This is a genomic window from Sphingobium sp. MP9-4 (assembly GCF_005281675.1).
GTDB lineage: Bacteria > Pseudomonadota > Alphaproteobacteria > Sphingomonadales > Sphingomonadaceae > Sphingobium > Sphingobium yanoikuyae.
On sequence record NZ_LUFI01000093.1, the window covers coordinates 76,740 to 92,139 of the forward strand.

15 protein-coding genes are annotated in these 15,400 nt (G+C 59.9%); 5 read left to right on the top strand and 10 right to left on the bottom strand.

Annotated features, from left to right (window positions below; translation table 11 throughout):
- Nucleotides 1–26 precede the first annotated feature (26 nt).
- The 3 genes from A0U87_RS24520 to A0U87_RS24530 form a co-directional block, all read right to left on the bottom strand.
- On the bottom strand, nucleotides 27–1,784 hold the full coding sequence (locus tag A0U87_RS24520; protein WP_125998924.1) for a hypothetical protein: 1,758 nt from the start codon (nucleotides 1,782–1,784) through the stop codon (nucleotides 27–29).
- 272 nt (nucleotides 1,785–2,056) lie between these two features.
- Nucleotides 2,057–2,953, bottom strand: coding sequence for a CDF family Co(II)/Ni(II) efflux transporter DmeF (gene dmeF / locus A0U87_RS24525; RefSeq protein ID WP_052027850.1), 897 nt, complete (start codon nucleotides 2,951–2,953; stop codon nucleotides 2,057–2,059).
- 50 nt (nucleotides 2,954–3,003) lie between these two features.
- A complete protein-coding gene (locus tag A0U87_RS24530; protein ID WP_004210808.1) occupies nucleotides 3,004–3,279 on the bottom strand; it encodes a metal/formaldehyde-sensitive transcriptional repressor in 276 nt (91 codons plus the stop codon).
- Between the two features lie 105 nt (nucleotides 3,280–3,384).
- Here A0U87_RS24530 and A0U87_RS24535 point away from each other — a divergent pair, with 105 nt between their 5' ends.
- The gene (locus A0U87_RS24535; protein ID WP_037480019.1) at nucleotides 3,385–3,582 is read left to right on the top strand and encodes a DUF1289 domain-containing protein; all 198 of its coding nucleotides are present in this window, start codon (nucleotides 3,385–3,387) and stop codon (nucleotides 3,580–3,582) included.
- A 50-nt stretch (nucleotides 3,583–3,632) separates the two neighbouring features.
- Here the strand turns inward: A0U87_RS24535 and A0U87_RS24540 are convergent, their stop codons facing one another.
- From A0U87_RS24540 to A0U87_RS24565, 6 genes are all read right to left on the bottom strand, one after another.
- On the bottom strand, nucleotides 3,633–3,968 hold the full coding sequence (locus A0U87_RS24540; protein ID WP_004210810.1) for a hypothetical protein: 336 nt from the start codon (nucleotides 3,966–3,968) through the stop codon (nucleotides 3,633–3,635).
- A 61-nt stretch (nucleotides 3,969–4,029) separates the two neighbouring features.
- Nucleotides 4,030–4,563 (bottom strand): GNAT family protein, encoded by a 534-nt coding sequence (locus tag A0U87_RS24545; RefSeq protein WP_009821101.1) that lies wholly within the window; start codon nucleotides 4,561–4,563, stop codon nucleotides 4,030–4,032.
- A 59-nt stretch (nucleotides 4,564–4,622) separates the two neighbouring features.
- The gene (locus A0U87_RS24550; protein ID WP_009821102.1) at nucleotides 4,623–5,693 is read right to left on the bottom strand and encodes an acyltransferase; all 1,071 of its coding nucleotides are present in this window, start codon (nucleotides 5,691–5,693) and stop codon (nucleotides 4,623–4,625) included.
- Nucleotides 5,680–6,936, bottom strand: a complete 1,257-nt coding sequence (locus A0U87_RS24555) for a carboxylate--amine ligase (protein ID WP_240700633.1) — start codon at nucleotides 6,934–6,936, stop codon at nucleotides 5,680–5,682. Before A0U87_RS24555 ends, A0U87_RS24550 begins: the two co-directional genes overlap by 14 nt.
- Before the next feature lie 120 nt (nucleotides 6,937–7,056).
- Nucleotides 7,057–7,416: a hypothetical protein gene (locus tag A0U87_RS24560; RefSeq protein ID WP_125999565.1), complete on the bottom strand. Its 360-nt coding sequence runs from the start codon at nucleotides 7,414–7,416 to the stop codon at nucleotides 7,057–7,059.
- 60 nt (nucleotides 7,417–7,476) lie between these two features.
- Complete coding sequence (locus A0U87_RS24565; protein ID WP_009821105.1) at nucleotides 7,477–7,746, bottom strand: metal-sensing transcriptional repressor; 270 nt, start codon at nucleotides 7,744–7,746, stop codon at nucleotides 7,477–7,479.
- Between the two features lie 105 nt (nucleotides 7,747–7,851).
- Here A0U87_RS24565 and A0U87_RS24570 point away from each other — a divergent pair, with 105 nt between their 5' ends.
- Nucleotides 7,852–9,189 (top strand): MFS transporter, encoded by a 1,338-nt coding sequence (locus tag A0U87_RS24570; protein ID WP_004210815.1) that lies wholly within the window; start codon nucleotides 7,852–7,854, stop codon nucleotides 9,187–9,189.
- A gap of 182 nt (nucleotides 9,190–9,371) precedes the next feature.
- Here A0U87_RS24570 and A0U87_RS24575 read toward each other — a convergent pair whose 3' ends face one another.
- Nucleotides 9,372–9,581 (bottom strand): hypothetical protein, encoded by a 210-nt coding sequence (locus A0U87_RS24575; RefSeq protein ID WP_125999564.1) that lies wholly within the window; start codon nucleotides 9,579–9,581, stop codon nucleotides 9,372–9,374.
- 112 nt (nucleotides 9,582–9,693) lie between these two features.
- Between A0U87_RS24575 and A0U87_RS24580 the strand changes: the two genes are divergently transcribed.
- Genes A0U87_RS24580 through A0U87_RS24590 form a run of 3 tightly spaced genes read left to right on the top strand, consistent with a single transcriptional unit; the run spans nucleotide 9,694 to nucleotide 15,346 of the window.
- Nucleotides 9,694–10,962, top strand: a complete 1,269-nt coding sequence (locus tag A0U87_RS24580; RefSeq protein WP_009821107.1) for a TolC family protein — start codon at nucleotides 9,694–9,696, stop codon at nucleotides 10,960–10,962.
- On the top strand, nucleotides 10,959–12,113 hold the full coding sequence (locus A0U87_RS24585; RefSeq protein WP_009821108.1) for an efflux RND transporter periplasmic adaptor subunit: 1,155 nt from the start codon (nucleotides 10,959–10,961) through the stop codon (nucleotides 12,111–12,113). Before A0U87_RS24580 ends, A0U87_RS24585 begins: the two co-directional genes overlap by 4 nt.
- Entirely contained in the window at nucleotides 12,110–15,346 is a 3,237-nt protein-coding gene (locus A0U87_RS24590) for a CusA/CzcA family heavy metal efflux RND transporter (protein ID WP_137406094.1), read from the top strand. The genes A0U87_RS24585 and A0U87_RS24590 overlap by 4 nt, the downstream gene beginning before the upstream one ends.
- Nucleotides 15,347–15,400: the final 54 nt, after the last annotated feature.

Sequence of the window (15,400 nt, forward strand, 5' to 3'; positions counted from 1 at the left end):
CAATCATTTCAGATGCCGTATGTCAGCTACCAGATCCTTTTGTAGGTTTTCCCGTTAAGATCGGTGAGCTTGGGATCTGCAGGCATTAGGTCAATGCATCGTTGAAGAGTGGGAATGTCTCGCACGAAATGCATTGGTGTGGTGTTTGCGATTCGATGGTTTGGGGTGGAGAGGAAAGCTCCGGCTGCCTCTGTCGTGTCAAAAACGCGATCGCACATTGCGACGAGAATTTCGATGTAGGATAGACCTTTGCGCATCATGGTGTAAGACGCGCATCGACGATGAGTGTTTTCGAGAAACGGGTGCGGGCCGCCGCCCTCTGCATCGGGCTTGTTGTATTGCCGTGCTTGCCTTCTTCGAAGCCACTCTTCCTCGATGCCTAGTAGGTGTCGGACGGGCCATCCACCGTCCAGCATGTTCACTATGGCCAGCATCTCTGCGACGAGACGGGCGTAGGCCACTCCGCCTTCAATACAGATTTGTCGCGGGGTTATGCCGTTGTGCGAGAGCGGCTCGACATACCAATCGCGAAATTCGAATCCAGATAGCTTGCGGCGACGTCCTGCGGCTATGTATTCTCGTTGAAGCTTTTTTCGACGCTTAATGTAGGCCGCTCTTTCTGGATTGATACGAAAGGTATTTGGTTTGGATCCGTGGCAAATTATGCGCCTGGCGATCGGATGTGCGTCTTCTATATCTGGCTCGTCGCATAGCATTCGCATGTAGGTTGCGACTGCCTGATTAGGTGTCCCATATTCTTTACGGCTGATGCCGGCAGCTTCAAGCACATCCGGGTCAACTTCATATGGGCTTGGAAGCTCAGCATTCAAAAATGGGTGGCGTACGGGAGGAACTGAATTTTGTGGTTGGTCTGCCCGGGTACGGGAGAGGTAAATGTTGGGTGGTCTGTCGTATAGGATATCGCCATTTTCATCCGGTTTGGACCGGAGAAAATCGCGAAGGGTTACGTGCTGCCAATTTCGGGCAGGCGCAGAGAACCAGTGCTCACCGGGTATCGTTCTGCCGACAAAAGCTCCAGTTCCGTAGTACGTAATTTCAGCTTCGTGCTGCTTGCGGGTCTCACTTTTTATCCGATGGGGAATGTTTTCTATCAGGTCGCGCAGTCGATTGCCTTCGTTGGTGATGATTTGCCTTCTTTCTTCCTTGAGAAGGGCAATGCGTTCGGGCTCCAACTGATGCGCGATCCAGACGCGGGGGGCATCGGAAAGGATCGCCTGTCGCAGATCTTGGCCCGAAGTTGTCTCGAAATCATAGTCAGCGACGTCGATCTCGATGCATGACTGGATACGCTGGCGGAGAAGCTCTGCCTTGGCTTCGTCAACCGCGTGGTAAACCTTGATCTCGACATTCAGGCGTCCATCGGGATGATATAATACGATGTCAGGCCTGATGCCGTCCTGCCACTCTTCCAACGTAACGGCATGGTATTTCCACTCCGTCTCAAAGTCGCGTGCTATGTCCAGATATTCGACATGGTGCAGAGGAAGTCCGACAGTACGGGCCTCTTCGATTACCATCTTCGACCACAGGTGAAGGCTTGTTTCGAGGCCGGATGTGCATTCGTCATGCGAAACATGTGCAAAGTGACCGCGCCGAGTTATGATTTTGTCGCTACCCTTACGGGTATGCGGGACGGTTTCTGCAACGTGGCGCATTTCGGATTGGCAGCCGGCGCAGATAAATGGCGCTTGGGTTTTAGAAGCGTCATCGATGTGAACGACCTTGCCGGTTGATTTCACAAGAGCGAAGGGATGTTTCAGCATTTTGAACCATGGACAGATCTATTGTGGCGAGGCGTCCAATGGATGAATTTCCTTTGTCGCCGTGGAGCGCGCACAAAGTTCCTACGTTCTTTTTATCTCTTCCTCTCCTGCCGACCCAAGCCATTTGGAACAGTCAGAGTGAACCGCGACTCTTGTGAAGGCTTTCTGTCTGGGCCCGTGGTTATGGATATTCCGATCGCGTGTTCCTAAAAATTTATCCCACATTTCCACGATTCGAGAAAATGTGGGATAAATCGCGATATTCCTGTCGGTTATGCCACTGTCGCGACTTCGACGGTAAGGTGCTGGAGCTCGTGAACGGGCACCAGGCGCCGCCGGATTTCCGTCGCATCTACACCCGGATGGGCAGACACGCCGACGATCGCGGAGTGTGCTTCAGGGCCGATCTTCCACACGTGCAGATCCGTGATCCGGGCATCGCCAGTCGTCTCGACCAACTCGCGGACTTCATCGGCCACGTGGCGATCGGTGCGATCCAGGAGAATGGCGGCCGTGTCGCGCATCAGTGACCATGACCAGCGTGCAATCACAACGGCACCGACAATGCCCATGATGGGATCCATCCATACCCAGCCCAGATAGCGACCGGCCAGAAGTGCGGCGATCGCCAACACCGATGTCAGGGCATCGGCCAGAACATGCATGTAGGCAGAACGCAGATTGTTGTCGCCACCATGGCTGTGACCATGGTGATGCCCGTGATCATGGTGATGACCATGGTCGTGCCCATGACCACCAGATAGAAGGAAGGCCGACGCTATGTTCACGAGCAGTCCGAGGATTGCGATCCATGTGGCTTCCGCGAAGGCGACGTTGATAGGCTCAAACAGCCGCATGACGGACTCAACGCCGATAGCGAGGGCGATGATGCCCAGGACGAGGGCCGATGCGAAGCCGGCGAGATCCCCGACTTTCCCGGTGCCGAAGCTGAAGTCGCCGTTATGAGCATTGCGTTTCGCGTAGGCATAAGCCGCGGCTGCAACACCAAGCGCTCCGGCATGGGTGGCCATATGGAAGCCGTCAGCCAGTAGGGCCATCGATCCAGTAGTGTAACCAGCGACAATCTCTGCCACCATCATGAGGGCGGTGAGCACCACGACCCAGAGTGTCCGGCGGGCATTGTCGTCATGGCTGGCGGCCAGGAACATATGTTCGTGCGTCAGGTGGCCGGTGTCGGCCAGCACGGCGGTCTTGGTACTCACTTGCTGTACCTCCGGATGATCGTGACGAGGTCCTCTGCGCCTTGCTGGCGTTCTTCGGGCGACAGACCGTCGCGTGCGACATGGGCCTCCAGATGTTCGACGATGATCTCATCGAGAAGGCCATTCACGGCGCCGCGAACGGCTGCGACCAGATGGAGGACTTCGGTGCAATTCGCATTGCCGCCAAGCGCGCGCTCTACTGCGCCAACCTGGCCCGCGATGCGCTTGATTCGCCCGAGTAGCGCGTCTCGGTTTTCATTGATGTGGGCCATTTTTCCCTCGGTAGCCTCAGTGTCATGCAGCAAATTGCTGCTGGTAGGATGATGCTCTATAGGGTAGGGGGGTATGGTATTCAATCAAATTCAGTGGAATGATTTGTGCGCTCGCCTTGCATTGACCTTTGTGGTTTCGACGCCTCGTCCGGCTGGTGCCGCGGTTGCGGCCGTTCTCGTGAGGAAGTGCGTCGTTGGCGCAATCTGCGCCCGGGCGAGGCGCGTAAGGTTGCTGCGGATTTACCGCAGCGCCTGTCCAAGCTGCGCGCAAAGGGCCTGACGAATGATCGCACCGACGACTGACCAGCCTTTCGGCTGATGTCGTCGGTGCGATGGGTGGCAAGCGGAAGCTGTTAGCCAGGCGCGACCTTCAACTGGTGATCGTCTCCGTATCGAATGCGGCAGGAATAGCCATGGCCGCACTCGGTGTGCATCTGCGATACAGCGGCTTTCGTTAGCCGCTGTATCTGGCCACTATCTTCGATTTCGATCCGTTCAACCGATTGGAAGTCGAAAGGTGCGACCGGCACATTTTCCCGACCCTGCTTGATGAGTACCCCGTAGTGCGCCGTGCCTTTGAAATAGGTCACCCGGATGTCATGGGAGCTTTCGTTCTTCCATCTGGGATGGACGGGACCGCATGCGGACAAGCATAGGGCCAAGGCGGTCAGTAAGATCGTCGGTTTCATGGTCTCAATTTCTTGCGGGATTGCTGTTCCTAACAAATCCGCCCTAACCGGGCATGAATGCCTAACCCTCAGGGGCGACGCGATCTGGTCGCATCAGCGCCATGTTCACCACATCGATCCAGTTCCCGCCCATGAAGAGCGCGTTGCGTGAGGTGCCCTCTTCGACAAAACCCAGCCGATGGTACAGCCGCCGTGCGGGTTCGTTATGGGCGAAGACGTTCAGTTCGAGCCTGCTCAGGTTGAGATCACGCCAGCAATATTCAATGGCGACTGCCATCGCGTCTGCTGCCAAGCCTTTGCCGCGGTCTTCGACCTCACCGATGCGGATGCCGATAAGGGCCGATCGATGGATGGCGTGGATTTTGTGGATTTGGATGAATCCCACAATGTGCGGAGCGTCCTGCACGCGAATAGCGAAGAAGACGCGTGAGGCGTCCTGATCGGCATTTAGCCAGAATGCTTCCTGATGCTGCCAGTTAAGCGGTCGGTAGGGTTCATTCAGGCGAGCGTCGTCGGCATTGTCCATCCAGCGGAACAGGCGCTCGAGATCGACAGGGAAAATGGGGCCGAGGGCCACGGTGTTGCCAAAGAGCATATTGGGTCTTTCATGATGTGCAGATGGCCGCGCGGATGGCGACCGAAGAGGAAGCTCGATCAGACTGGCTGGGGGCTAAGGCGCCTGAGCCACCATGTTCGGATGGCCCGCTCCGCAGGTGCCTCGATGCTGTGGTGCAGGAGGGCTGCCAGACCAAGCATCGTTGCCGACGTGACGATGACCCCCGCGAAGGGGCCTATCTGTGCGCGGTCGATTGCCCGGAGCAGCACGAAGCCGGCGTGATGGTGGATGAGATACAGCGGGTAGCTGAGAGCGCCGAGATACAGCAGAATAGGATGAGTGATCGCGGACAGGCGGCCGTTGATGGCCAGCCAGAGCATCACCTGAATTCCGACCCCGGCGATCAGGAAGGCGGCGCCGCCATTGAAGCCCAGTATCGCCAGCGCCATCGCGAAATAGGGAAGTTGGTCGAGATAGCGCCGTTGTGCTGACCACGCTCTGTAGGTGAGCACACCAATGGCGAAGAACGGGCTGTATTGGTTCACCAGGAGCATCTGTACCCGATACGGCGCTATCTCGGAGACGGAGGCGATCGCGCCAACTGCCATCCAACCAGCAAGCAGGTACTCGATGCGCACCCGCTTGCGCGCCATCCATGCGAGGGCCGCGCATATGTAGAAGGCGAGCTCGACGGTCAGCGTCCAGTACACGCCATCTACAGACGGGACGAAGAAGAAGCCTTGCAACATGGTTAGGTTGATCATGACCGTTTCGAATTCCGCCTGTAGCCGTTCGGTCCCGCTCCATTGCACGACCAGCGTCGTGATCAGCACCGCCGCCCAATAGGCTGGGAAGAGCCGGGCAACACGCTTGATGGTGAAGTCGGCGATGCCCACGGTGTTTTCCAGCGTGCGACTGATCACGAAACCGGAGATGCCGAAGAACAGGAAGACGCCATAGCCTCCGGCATCGAACCTCACGCCGATGCTGCGGCGCTCGGGAAAGAAGTCGGGATAGATCGAGGTGTAGTGGAACAGCATCACGCTGATCGCCGCGATCCCGCGCAGGGCGTCGAGTTCCTTCAGCCTGTTTCTGAACGGGCCGCTGACCGGTTGCTGTTCAAGCCGATCAGGACGCACGTTGACCTTCTGTTTTTCAACGAGGGTCATGACGGCCCCCCTTGAAAATCTTCCCGACCATGTTGCGGATGTCTTGATAGAATGGGCCGGTATCGTCCTTGTCAAAGACGTAGTAGCGCATGTTCGGGCGCACGAAGTCCGCGAGGTAGGATCGCAGCTCCTGCAGGCGGCTATATTCAGCGACGCGCTCATTAACGCGAGAGCGCCTGATGAGCAGGCGCATGAGCCGCTTGGTTTCCGGAATCATATAGCGTGCCTGAATTATGTCTTGCCGGCCCACCGGCGCGTCAACGACCTGGCCCAGGACCGAACGTCGATAGGCTTCCCAGGCGAAGAGGGTGTCACAATGGCGAGTGAGCGGGAGGCTGCCCCAATAGCGGCCGTTTACTTCCATGAGCCAATAGCGCTTCCGTGCCGCGTCATAGCGATACTCGACCATGGCGGGGCCCTCCCACTCCAATTCCTGAAGCAGGCGCTCCGACAATTTCATCTGGGCTTGATGCTGATGGAGTGGCTCGTTGTAGCAGAGCGTCGACACCCCGCCTTCTGGCGGCCATTCATGAAGGCGCACATGCTGAAAGCGCAGGGTCGCGCGATCACGCCTCATGTAGAGCATTTGGCCAAGCCCCACGCCATCGCAATAGGACTGGATCAGGGGCCAGCGGCCTATTGTTTGGAAGCGATCAAGCAAGCGGTCGAGTTGGCCGGCATTGCTGACGAACTCTGCCTTCTCCCATTTGAGGCCAGCCTCTTCGAGAAGGGGGAGGATGTCATTTGGGTTGTCCCACTTGGCGATAGCGGGGAAGGTCTGCTCAGCGATCCGCGCGGCGAAATCTTCGCCGGCTCGAGGTTGCCATGTCTGCGGCACGTCGAACCCGAGCTTTCTGGCTGCGCTCAGTGTGTCGCTCTTGCTGAGCGCCCGCTGCAATTGCTCCAAGCGGGGCGTCAGAACCTGGCACTTGCCGATGTACTTTGGTCCTGACGCCAGTTGCAGCAAATCGGTTTCGGACACAGCAAATAGTGCCATCGCGCCCGTGCGACGTACGATGTCGGGCATCCAGGACATGATTGGCCCGGCCGGACGGATGATGGCTTGCGAGCAATGTCGTGAGGCTGCAGCCATTGAGGTTGCGGCCGTACCGACGCCGATGACCGGCACGTCCTTTTGGCCGAGTTCACGGATGATGCTGAGATTGATCGCGCTATCGAGCCCGAGCACGATAGCAGGTGGGTGCGGACGCAAAGGACGCCCGCCAGAATGCGGTGTTACCACAGAAGATGCCTTTCGAACGTGCCGAAGGCAGCGGCGGACGTAAAGCATCACAGCCGCTGTCAGACTGGCAGGTCAGACCAATCGGAAGGTCGGGCGCCCTGCGAAAAGGGCGCTGCGGCATCAGGCGGAGGGCGGCTCTAGCAGCGGAGGGGAGGGGACGATCGTCAGCTGTTGGTCATCAGACCGACGGAACTGACGCTTGAGAATACGGCGGTGCCGGTCGCCTACACCAGCTATCCTGACGTCGTCTGCTGATCCGTGCGTGTGATGACCGGTGTGACGGTGAGAACCGTCAGGAAGTTCGTCCGTCTGCCCATCAACCAGATCCGCCGGCTCAGTGTGCGCCTTACCTACTGGATCGGTATGGGTATATTCGTAATGATGTCCCTGAAGCGGCGCGTGCGGCAGGGCGGCTCCAGCCGCTCCTTGAGCGAGGATCGCCAGAACTGTCAGCATTATGCAGCGGATCAGCTGTGTCATGTCGCCTTGGCTCACATGCTCAGTTCGGGTTGCGCTCGGAGGCCTATAACAGAAATGGCGTTACAGATATCGTGAGATTGCCCGGAATTCTTCAACGGCCTTGGAGACGCCGCCGCTGTCTTGGCTATGGCTGAGACAATGATCGATATGATCGTTGATCAGGGTCTTCTTGGCGTTGACGATCGCACTTTCGACCGCTTGCAACTGCTGGGCGATCTCGACGCAGGGACGTCCTTCTTCGATCATTGTTACGATGCTGCGCAGGTGGCCGCCAGCACGGTTCAATCGCTTTATGATCGCAGGATGCGTCTCGTGCTGATGATCGGCCATGCAGAATCGACTCCAAGAATGAGGCTTGCAGTATCCTCCCCGGGGGGATACTGCAAGCCTCATTCATATCCCCCCGGGGAGGATGATTCGTGATGAGGTCATGCAATGCTTTCGGTGTTGAGCAATCGGACATACCGTCACCTGTTCCTGGCGCAGGTGGTGGCTTTGGTCGGAACCGGGCTGGCTACGGTCGCGCTGGGGCTGCTCGCCTATGACATTGCCGGCGGATCGGCAGGCGCAGTGCTGGGGACCGCGCTGGCCATCAAGATGATCGCCTATATTGGTGTGGCTCCCGTCGTAGGCGCCTTTGCCGACAGGCTGCCGCGTCGCGCCTTTCTCGTCACGATGGATGTGCTGCGCGCCGCCGTCGCGATCTGCCTGCCGTTCGTCAGCGAGATCTGGCAGATCTACGTCCTGATCTTCGTGCTTCAGTCTGCATCGGCAGCGTTCACGCCCACTTTTCAGGCGACCATTCCCGATGTCCTGCCGGAAGAGCGCGACTATACCAAGGCGCTCGCCCTGTCGCGGCTGGCTTATGATATGGAAAGCCTGACGAGCCCGATGCTCGCGGCTGCCTTGCTGACTGTCATCAACTTCCACTGGTTATTCTCGGGCACGGCGGTCGGTTTCGTCGGTTCGGCCATTCTGGTCCTGTCGACCACCTTGCCTCGAGCGCTCAACCGTAAGGAGGTGCGCACTGGCATTTATGCCAAGACCACCAGGGGCATGCGGATTTACCTCAAGACGCCACGGCTGCGCGGCCTTCTCGCTTTGACCTTTGCTTCGGCGGCGGCGAGTTCGATGGTGATCGTCAACACTGTTGTCATTGTGCGGGACCAGCTTGGCCTTGGCCAGCGGGACGTTGCCTTCACGCTGGCAGCCTTTGGTGGAGGCTCTATCCTCGCTGCGCTGGGGTTGCCCCGTATTCTCGACCGCATATCCGACCGCTCGATCATGATCACTGCCGCAGCAGTGCTGGCTTGGGGGCTTGCGATCATGGGTGCCCTCACGCACTGGTTCGGCAGTTCTTCCAACTATTGGTCCATACTGCTCGCGGGTTGGTTTGTCCTGGGTATGGCCTATTCGATGAGTGTCACCCCGTCGGGGCGGCTACTGAAAAGGTCGGCCAATGCGGAAGATCGGCCTGCACTCTTTGCGGCGCAGTTCGCCCTGAGCCACGGAAGCTGGTTGATCTGCTATCCGCTTGCTGGCCAGCTTGGCGCGAGAGAAAATCAGGTAATGACGTTCATTGCCATGTCGATCATCGCGCATTTTGGTGTGATCGCTGCTTATTTGCTGTGGCCGAGCGCGGATCCTGACGAACTTCCGCATGATCACGTCGATCTTGATGCAGACCATCCCCACCTTCGGGACAAGCATGGCCAAAGCGCTGGCCACGCCTATGTGATCGACGATCTTCATCAGCATTGGCCAAGATCATGACTCGTTCTTTCGGTCGATCCGGCTTGCCGAGCGCATGTGACGAAGATAGCGTGCGCGCCATGCGAGCATTGCACTCATCCCGGCGTAACAGCACGGCGCTTATATGGCGTCGGCGCGTGTCGACGCTGTGCGGCCTGCTCGCTTTGTTGGGTGTGACCCTGCTGACCACTTGGCATGACACCCTACCTCAGGCGCATGCGGCCCAGCAGGTCGCGTCCAGCGTCGCCGATCACGATCATCACCATGACCGGCATGAGTCGAAGGACCAGCCTGACCTGGCAGACATGATGCACATTGCTGCACATGCCGCGCATCAGTCGACAGATCTCCCGTCGCAGCCCGTCATAGTTGCAGATGTTGCGCCGGTCGCTGGGCGTTGGGAGCTGTTCCACGCTGCCGCGTTGGGTTCCACGGGGCCAGCCTCTCTCTTGAGACCACCCGAGGTCTGATCCCTGGCGCGCATCTGCGCGCATCTTTTGATCAGACCTACGAGGGAATTACACAATGCAAGCCTTTCGAGGCCGGCTGCCGCGTATTGCGGTATCCGGCGCGGTCGTTGCGACCTGCCTTATGGCGGGTGGCACGGCTGCAAGCGCGCAAGTCGCGCCACCATTTGCCGAGCTTTTTCGGCAAACCAGCGAAGCGCCACGTCAATTGGAGCTCGAAGCCGAAGTAGATCGAGCCGAAGGATTGGCACGGCAGGCACGCGCATATCCCAATCCGACCGTGAGCGTCATGACGGAGAATGTGGGGGGGCAACGCCCTTACAACCGCTTCGGTCGTGCGGAAAACACGCTCCAGGTAAACCAGCCGCTTGAGCTTTTCGGAAAGCGCTCCGCTCGCATTGCGGCAGGCGAAGCAGGCGTGGTCGCTGCTCAGGCGCGTACGCGTGACGGCCGGCTGTCCTATGCATATGAACTGGCGCGTGCCTATGCTGGCGCTGAAGTCGCCGATCGCAGGATCGGGCTGGCTGAAGATGAACTGGAAGAAGCAGAAGCGGATCTTAAGGCCGCCCGCGCTCTGGTTGAAGCGGGCAAGGAAGCCCGGCTTCGCGGCCTTCAGGCTGAAACCGAAGTGAATTCGCTAAGGGCTGTCGTCGATACGGCCAAAGCAGAGCGGGTTGGCGCCTATTCCCGCCTGACTGCGCTCAGTGGTCAGTCGGTGTCTTATTCGACGCTTGCCGAACCCATGTTGGACCGGTTGGCGCCGATGAAGGGGCAGGGGCCCATCGACCCGACGCAGACGGCGCCGTATCTGGCAGCGAAAGCTGACGCAGAAGCCGCCGCGCGGCGGGTGACGTCCGCCAAGCGGCAGGCCATTCCTGATGTGACGGTGTCCGTCGGCGTTAGACGGCTTGAGGTCGATAACGCGAATGCTCTGCTGGCAGCTGTGAGCGTGCCATTCCCGCTCTTCGACAGGAACCGCGGCAACATCGACGCTGCGCAGGCCGAACTGCGCGGCGCGCAGGCACGGGAGGCGGCAACCCGGTTGGAGGCCGAGGCTGCAATCCAGGCTTCGCTTGCCCTAAACGAAGCGGCAGACGCCAGAGCAGCGGCTGCGGATAGAACGCTGTCCACGGCCGAAGAAAGTTACCGGCTTGCACGCATCGCCTATGAAGCGGGGAAGTCCCCGCTGATCGAATTGCTAGCTGCCCGCCATGGCCTGGGAGCTGCTCGCGGCGTGGTGCTCGATGCCCGCGCTGCCCAGTTCGATGCCCGCGCCAGCCTTGCACGGCTTGAGGGCCGCACCATCACCGGAGAACCCGTCCAATGAAGTCCGACAACACACTCTATGCCGGCGCTGCGGTCGGCCTCATTCTGGCGGCACTGGCCGGCTTCGGCGTTGCACGCATGACAGCGCCCAGCGCACCGGTGGCTGAGGAAAGCGCTGCGGAAGCAGAGGCCCAGCCTGCCGATACCTTGGAAATCACTGCGGACGGCATCAAGACCTCGGCAATCTCGGTTGAAGCTGTCTCCGGCTCCAGTCTCTCGGGGATCGTCATGGCGAGCGCCACGGTTGAAGCTACGCCTGATGCCGAGGCTGTTCTAACCGCGCGAGCGCCAGGCACGGTGACGCGCATCTTCAAGCGTATCGGTGATACGGTTCAGGCCGGTGAGGCGATCGCGCTGGTGGAAAGTCGTGATGCCTCGGCAATCGCGGCTGATCGGGGGACCGCGGCGGCGCGCGCGACACTCGCTGCGCGGCAATTAGCCCGCGAGAAGAGCCTGCTCGCGCAAGGTGTATCGGCGCGGGCGGACTATGAAACGGCCGAAGCCAATCTGGCGGTAGCTCGGGCCGAAGCGCGCCAGGCGGACGCGGCTGCGCGTGCAGCACGGGTTGCTGGCGATGGTCGGTCCGTATCTGTCGTGAGCTCGGTCTCTGGTCGGATCACATCGGCAACAGCAAGTCTGGGTTCGTTCGTCCAGGCGGAGACAGAACTGTTCCGGGTTGCAGATCCGCGCAGCATCCAGATCGAGGCCGCGGTTCCTGTGGCTGACGCTGGCCGGGTAAAGGCTGGCGATCGGGTGGAACTCACGACGTCCGACGGCCAGAAGGTGGAAGGGCGTGTGCGCTCGGCGACCGGTGTTGTCGACGCGCAGACCCGGCAAGCCACAGTCGTCATCACCCCGAGCGGTGGTGGCAGCGCGATCGCTCCGGGACAGCTTGTGCAGGCACGTATCTTCGCCAGCGGTGGCCAGGGTGCCAGCGGTGTTACGGTGCCGCAGGATGCAGTCCAGACAGTCGGCGAACGGACAGTGGTTTTTGTCCGCACACCCAAGGGCTTCAAGGCACAGACCGTTCAGGTCGCCAGTCGCAGTGGCGGCATGGTTGCGATTGCGGTTGGCCTGAAGGCGGGGCAGCAGATCGCGACGACCAACGCCTTCCTCCTCAAGGCTGAGCTTGAGAAGGAGTCGGCAGAATGATTGCGCGCATCCTCAGTCTATCCGTCAGGATGAGATGGGCGGTGTTGTTCCTGACACTCGCCATTGTCGGATTTGGCGGCTGGCAGATCACCAAGCTGCCGATCGACGCCGTGCCGGACATCACCAACCGTCAGGTGCAGGTCAACACCTTCAATCCCACGCTCGGCCCGGTCGACATGGAAAAGCAGGTGACTTATCCGGTCGAGACGGCCCTTGCCGGCATTCCAGGTCTCACCATGACCCGGTCGCTCACGCGTAACGGGTTCAGCCAGGTGACGGCGATCTTCACGGACAGCACGGACATCTTCTTTGCTCGTCAGCAGGTCACCGAACGTCTTGCGCAGGCAAAGGATAGTCTGCCTTCCGGCGTTCAGCCCAATCTGGCGCCGCTCAGCACCGGCCTTGGCGAAATCTTCTTCTACTCGGTGGCATTTCGTCATCCCGATGGGAAGAACGTCAAGATCGTCAATGGCCAGCCTGGCTGGCAGTCGGACGGCAGCTACCTCACGCCTGAAGGCGAGCGACTAACCACCGAACTGGCGAAGGCGGCCTATCTGCGCACCGTGCAGGACTGGATCATCCGTCCGCAAATGCGCAATGTCAAAGGCGTGGCCGGCGTCGATTCCAACGGCGGCTTCGTGAAGCAGTATCTGGTGCAGCCCAATCTCAACGCGCTGGCCACCTATGGCCTGTCGGTGACGGAACTGGCTGATGCTTTGCAGCGGGCGAACCTGTCGGCAGGCTCCAACTACATCAAGCGGGCCGGGGAGAGCTTCCTGGTTCGCGCCGATGCGCGCCTGAAGTCGATTGAGGAAATCGAGGAGGCGGTCGTTGCGACCCGTGCCGGCGTGCCGGTGCGCGTGCGTGATGTCGGTGAAGTGGTTATCGGTGGCGCGGTCCGCACCGGCTCCGGCAGCCGCATGGGATCCGAAGCTGTGATCTCGACCGTCCTGATGCTGGTGGGCGACAACAGCCGCATCGTGGCGATGAGCGCGGCGGAGAAGCTCACGCAGATCAACAAGGGTCTGCCGCCAGACGTCTTTGCCGAGCCGGTCTATAACCGCTCGAAGCTGGTGAATGCGACCATTTCGACGGTCGAGAAGAACCTGACCGAAGGCGCGCTTCTCGTCATCGTGGTGCTTTTCCTGCTGCTGGGCAACATCCGCGCGGCGCTGATCACGGCGGCGGTCATTCCGGTGACCATGTTGATGACGGCCAGCGGCATGAACGCCATTCGGGAATCCGGCAACCTCATGAGCCTTGGTGCGCTCGACTTCGGTCTGATCGTCGACGGCGCGGTTATCATCGTTGAGAATGCGCTGCGACGGCTCGCTGAACGGCAGGAGCATGAAGGGCGTCTGCTGACGTTGTCGGAGCGGCTGGGCGAGACGACGGAGGCTGCGGTCGAGATGGTTCGACCGACCGTCTACGGGCAGCTCATCATCTTCCTCGTGTTTGTGCCGTTACTGACCTTCCAGGGTGTCGAGGGCAAGACCTTCTCGCCGATGGCGGTCACGCTCATGATTGCTCTGGCCTCGGCCTTCATCCTCTCGATTACCTTTATCCCTGCGATGATCGCCATCGTGATCAAGGGGAAGGTGAGCGAGACGGAAGTGAAACCGATCCGTTGGTTCAAGGAAAAGTACGAGCCGCTCCTGAAGAAAGCCGTGGCGCGTCCCTTGCCGTTCATTGCGGCCGGCGGTGGCATGTTCCTGGCAGCCGTCCTGTGCTTCGGCCTGCTGGGCGAAGAATTCATGCCCCAGCTTGACGAGAAGGACATCACGGTCACGAACTTCCGTGTGCCGTCGGCCTCGATCGACCAGTCGACAGAGATGCAGCTGCGGATCGAGAATACGCTAAAGACGCTGCCGGAAGTGGCTCTCGTATTCTCCAAGAACGGTAACGCGGACCTGGGCACCGATCCCATGCCGCCAAATGCCTCGGACACCTATGTCATCCCCAAGCCCGAGAGTGAGTGGCCATCCGATGTGAAGAGCAAGGACGATATCCTCAAGCGGATCGAAGCGAGGATGAAGCCGCTGATCGGCAATCGGACGGAGATCCAGCAGCCGATCCAGATGCGCTTCAACGAGCTTATCGCGGGCGTTCGGGCTGACGTGGCCATCAAGCTCTATGGCGATGACCTCGATCAGATGAGCCAGCAGGCGCAGCGCATTGCTGCGGTGGTTCGGAAGATCCCCGGTGCCGGCGATGTCAGTGCCGAGCAGACATCCGGCGCGCCGACGTTTGACGTGCAGATCGACCGACTGGCGGTCGCGCGTTACGGCCTTTCGGTCGAAGAGGTTGCCAATACCGTGGCGGCTGCTCTTGGTGGCCGGGAAGCCGGGCTGCTGTTCGAAGGTGACCGTCGCTTCTCGGTCGTGGTCCGTCTACCCGATGCGCAGCGCGATGATCTGGAAACGCTGGGGTCCATCCCGGTGATGTTGCCTACCCCAGAAGGTCAGGTGGCAAGGTCCATCCCGCTCCGCGAGGTGGCACGGTTCAGCTTCACATCAGGGCTGAACCAGATCAGCCGCGAGAATGGCAAGCGTATGGTGATCGTGCAAATCAACGTGCGTGGCCGAGATCTGGGCGGCTTCGTCACAGAGGCGCAGCAGAAGGTTGGCGAACTCCAACTGCCTGCTGGCATGTACACCGATTGGGGCGGCACGTTCGAAAGCCTTCAGTCGGCGCGTCTGCGTCTGCTGATCGTGGTGCCGATCTGCTTCGCCGCGATCTTCGCACTTCTCTACATGGCATTGGGTGGCGCTATCCCAGCAGCGATCGTGTTTAGTGCGGTGCCCATGGCTCTCGCGGGCGGTGTTTTCGCTCTGCTGCTGCGCGGAATTCCGTTCTCCATCACGGCTGCGGTGGGCTTCATTGCTCTCTCCGGTGTCGCGGTGTTGAATGGCCTCGTCATGATGAGCGCCATCCGCAAATATCGAGAGGATGGGGCAGAGGAGGATCAGGCGATCATCGGCGGCGCGATGGAGCGCGTGCGGCCGGTGCTGATGACTGCGCTCGTGGCAAGTCTCGGCTTCGTGCCGATGGCCCTCGCTACGGGGACAGGGGCTGAAGTGCAGCGACCGCTTGCCACGGTGGTCATTGGTGGCCTCATCACGTCGACGGCGCTGACGTTGCTCGTGTTGCCGGCGATCACGGCATTCATGGGGCGCCTCAAGAAGAAACAGGCGCAAGAGTCGTCGGGTAATTCCGAACCGGCAACTGCTTAATCGAAAGGCAGGCGGCGGCGGAGCTGCCGCCTGCTTCATCTATGATTTGCTCAA

What these genes read in the sequence shown, in the direction of transcription:
- A0U87_RS24520 (WP_125998924.1), bottom strand. Translation starts at nt 1,784, where the DNA reads ATGCTGAAACATCCCTTCGCTCTTGTGAAATCAACCGGCAAGGTCGTT.
- dmeF (WP_052027850.1), bottom strand. Translation starts at nt 2,953, where the DNA reads ATGTTCCTGGCCGCCAGCCATGACGACAATGCCCGCCGGACACTCTGG.
- A0U87_RS24530 (WP_004210808.1), bottom strand. Translation starts at nt 3,279, where the DNA reads ATGGCCCACATCAATGAAAACCGAGACGCGCTACTCGGGCGAATCAAG.
- A0U87_RS24540 (WP_004210810.1), bottom strand. Translation starts at nt 3,968, where the DNA reads ATGAAACCGACGATCTTACTGACCGCCTTGGCCCTATGCTTGTCCGCA.
- A0U87_RS24545 (WP_009821101.1), bottom strand. Translation starts at nt 4,563, where the DNA reads ATGCTCTTTGGCAACACCGTGGCCCTCGGCCCCATTTTCCCTGTCGAT.
- A0U87_RS24550 (WP_009821102.1), bottom strand. Translation starts at nt 5,693, where the DNA reads ATGACCCTCGTTGAAAAACAGAAGGTCAACGTGCGTCCTGATCGGCTT.
- A0U87_RS24560 (WP_125999565.1), bottom strand. Translation starts at nt 7,416, where the DNA reads ATGACACAGCTGATCCGCTGCATAATGCTGACAGTTCTGGCGATCCTC.
- A0U87_RS24565 (WP_009821105.1), bottom strand. Translation starts at nt 7,746, where the DNA reads ATGGCCGATCATCAGCACGAGACGCATCCTGCGATCATAAAGCGATTG.
- A0U87_RS24570 (WP_004210815.1), top strand. Translation starts at nt 7,852, where the DNA reads ATGCTTTCGGTGTTGAGCAATCGGACATACCGTCACCTGTTCCTGGCG.
- A0U87_RS24580 (WP_009821107.1), top strand. Translation starts at nt 9,694, where the DNA reads ATGCAAGCCTTTCGAGGCCGGCTGCCGCGTATTGCGGTATCCGGCGCG.
- A0U87_RS24585 (WP_009821108.1), top strand. Translation starts at nt 10,959, where the DNA reads ATGAAGTCCGACAACACACTCTATGCCGGCGCTGCGGTCGGCCTCATT.
- A0U87_RS24590 (WP_137406094.1), top strand. Translation starts at nt 12,110, where the DNA reads ATGATTGCGCGCATCCTCAGTCTATCCGTCAGGATGAGATGGGCGGTG.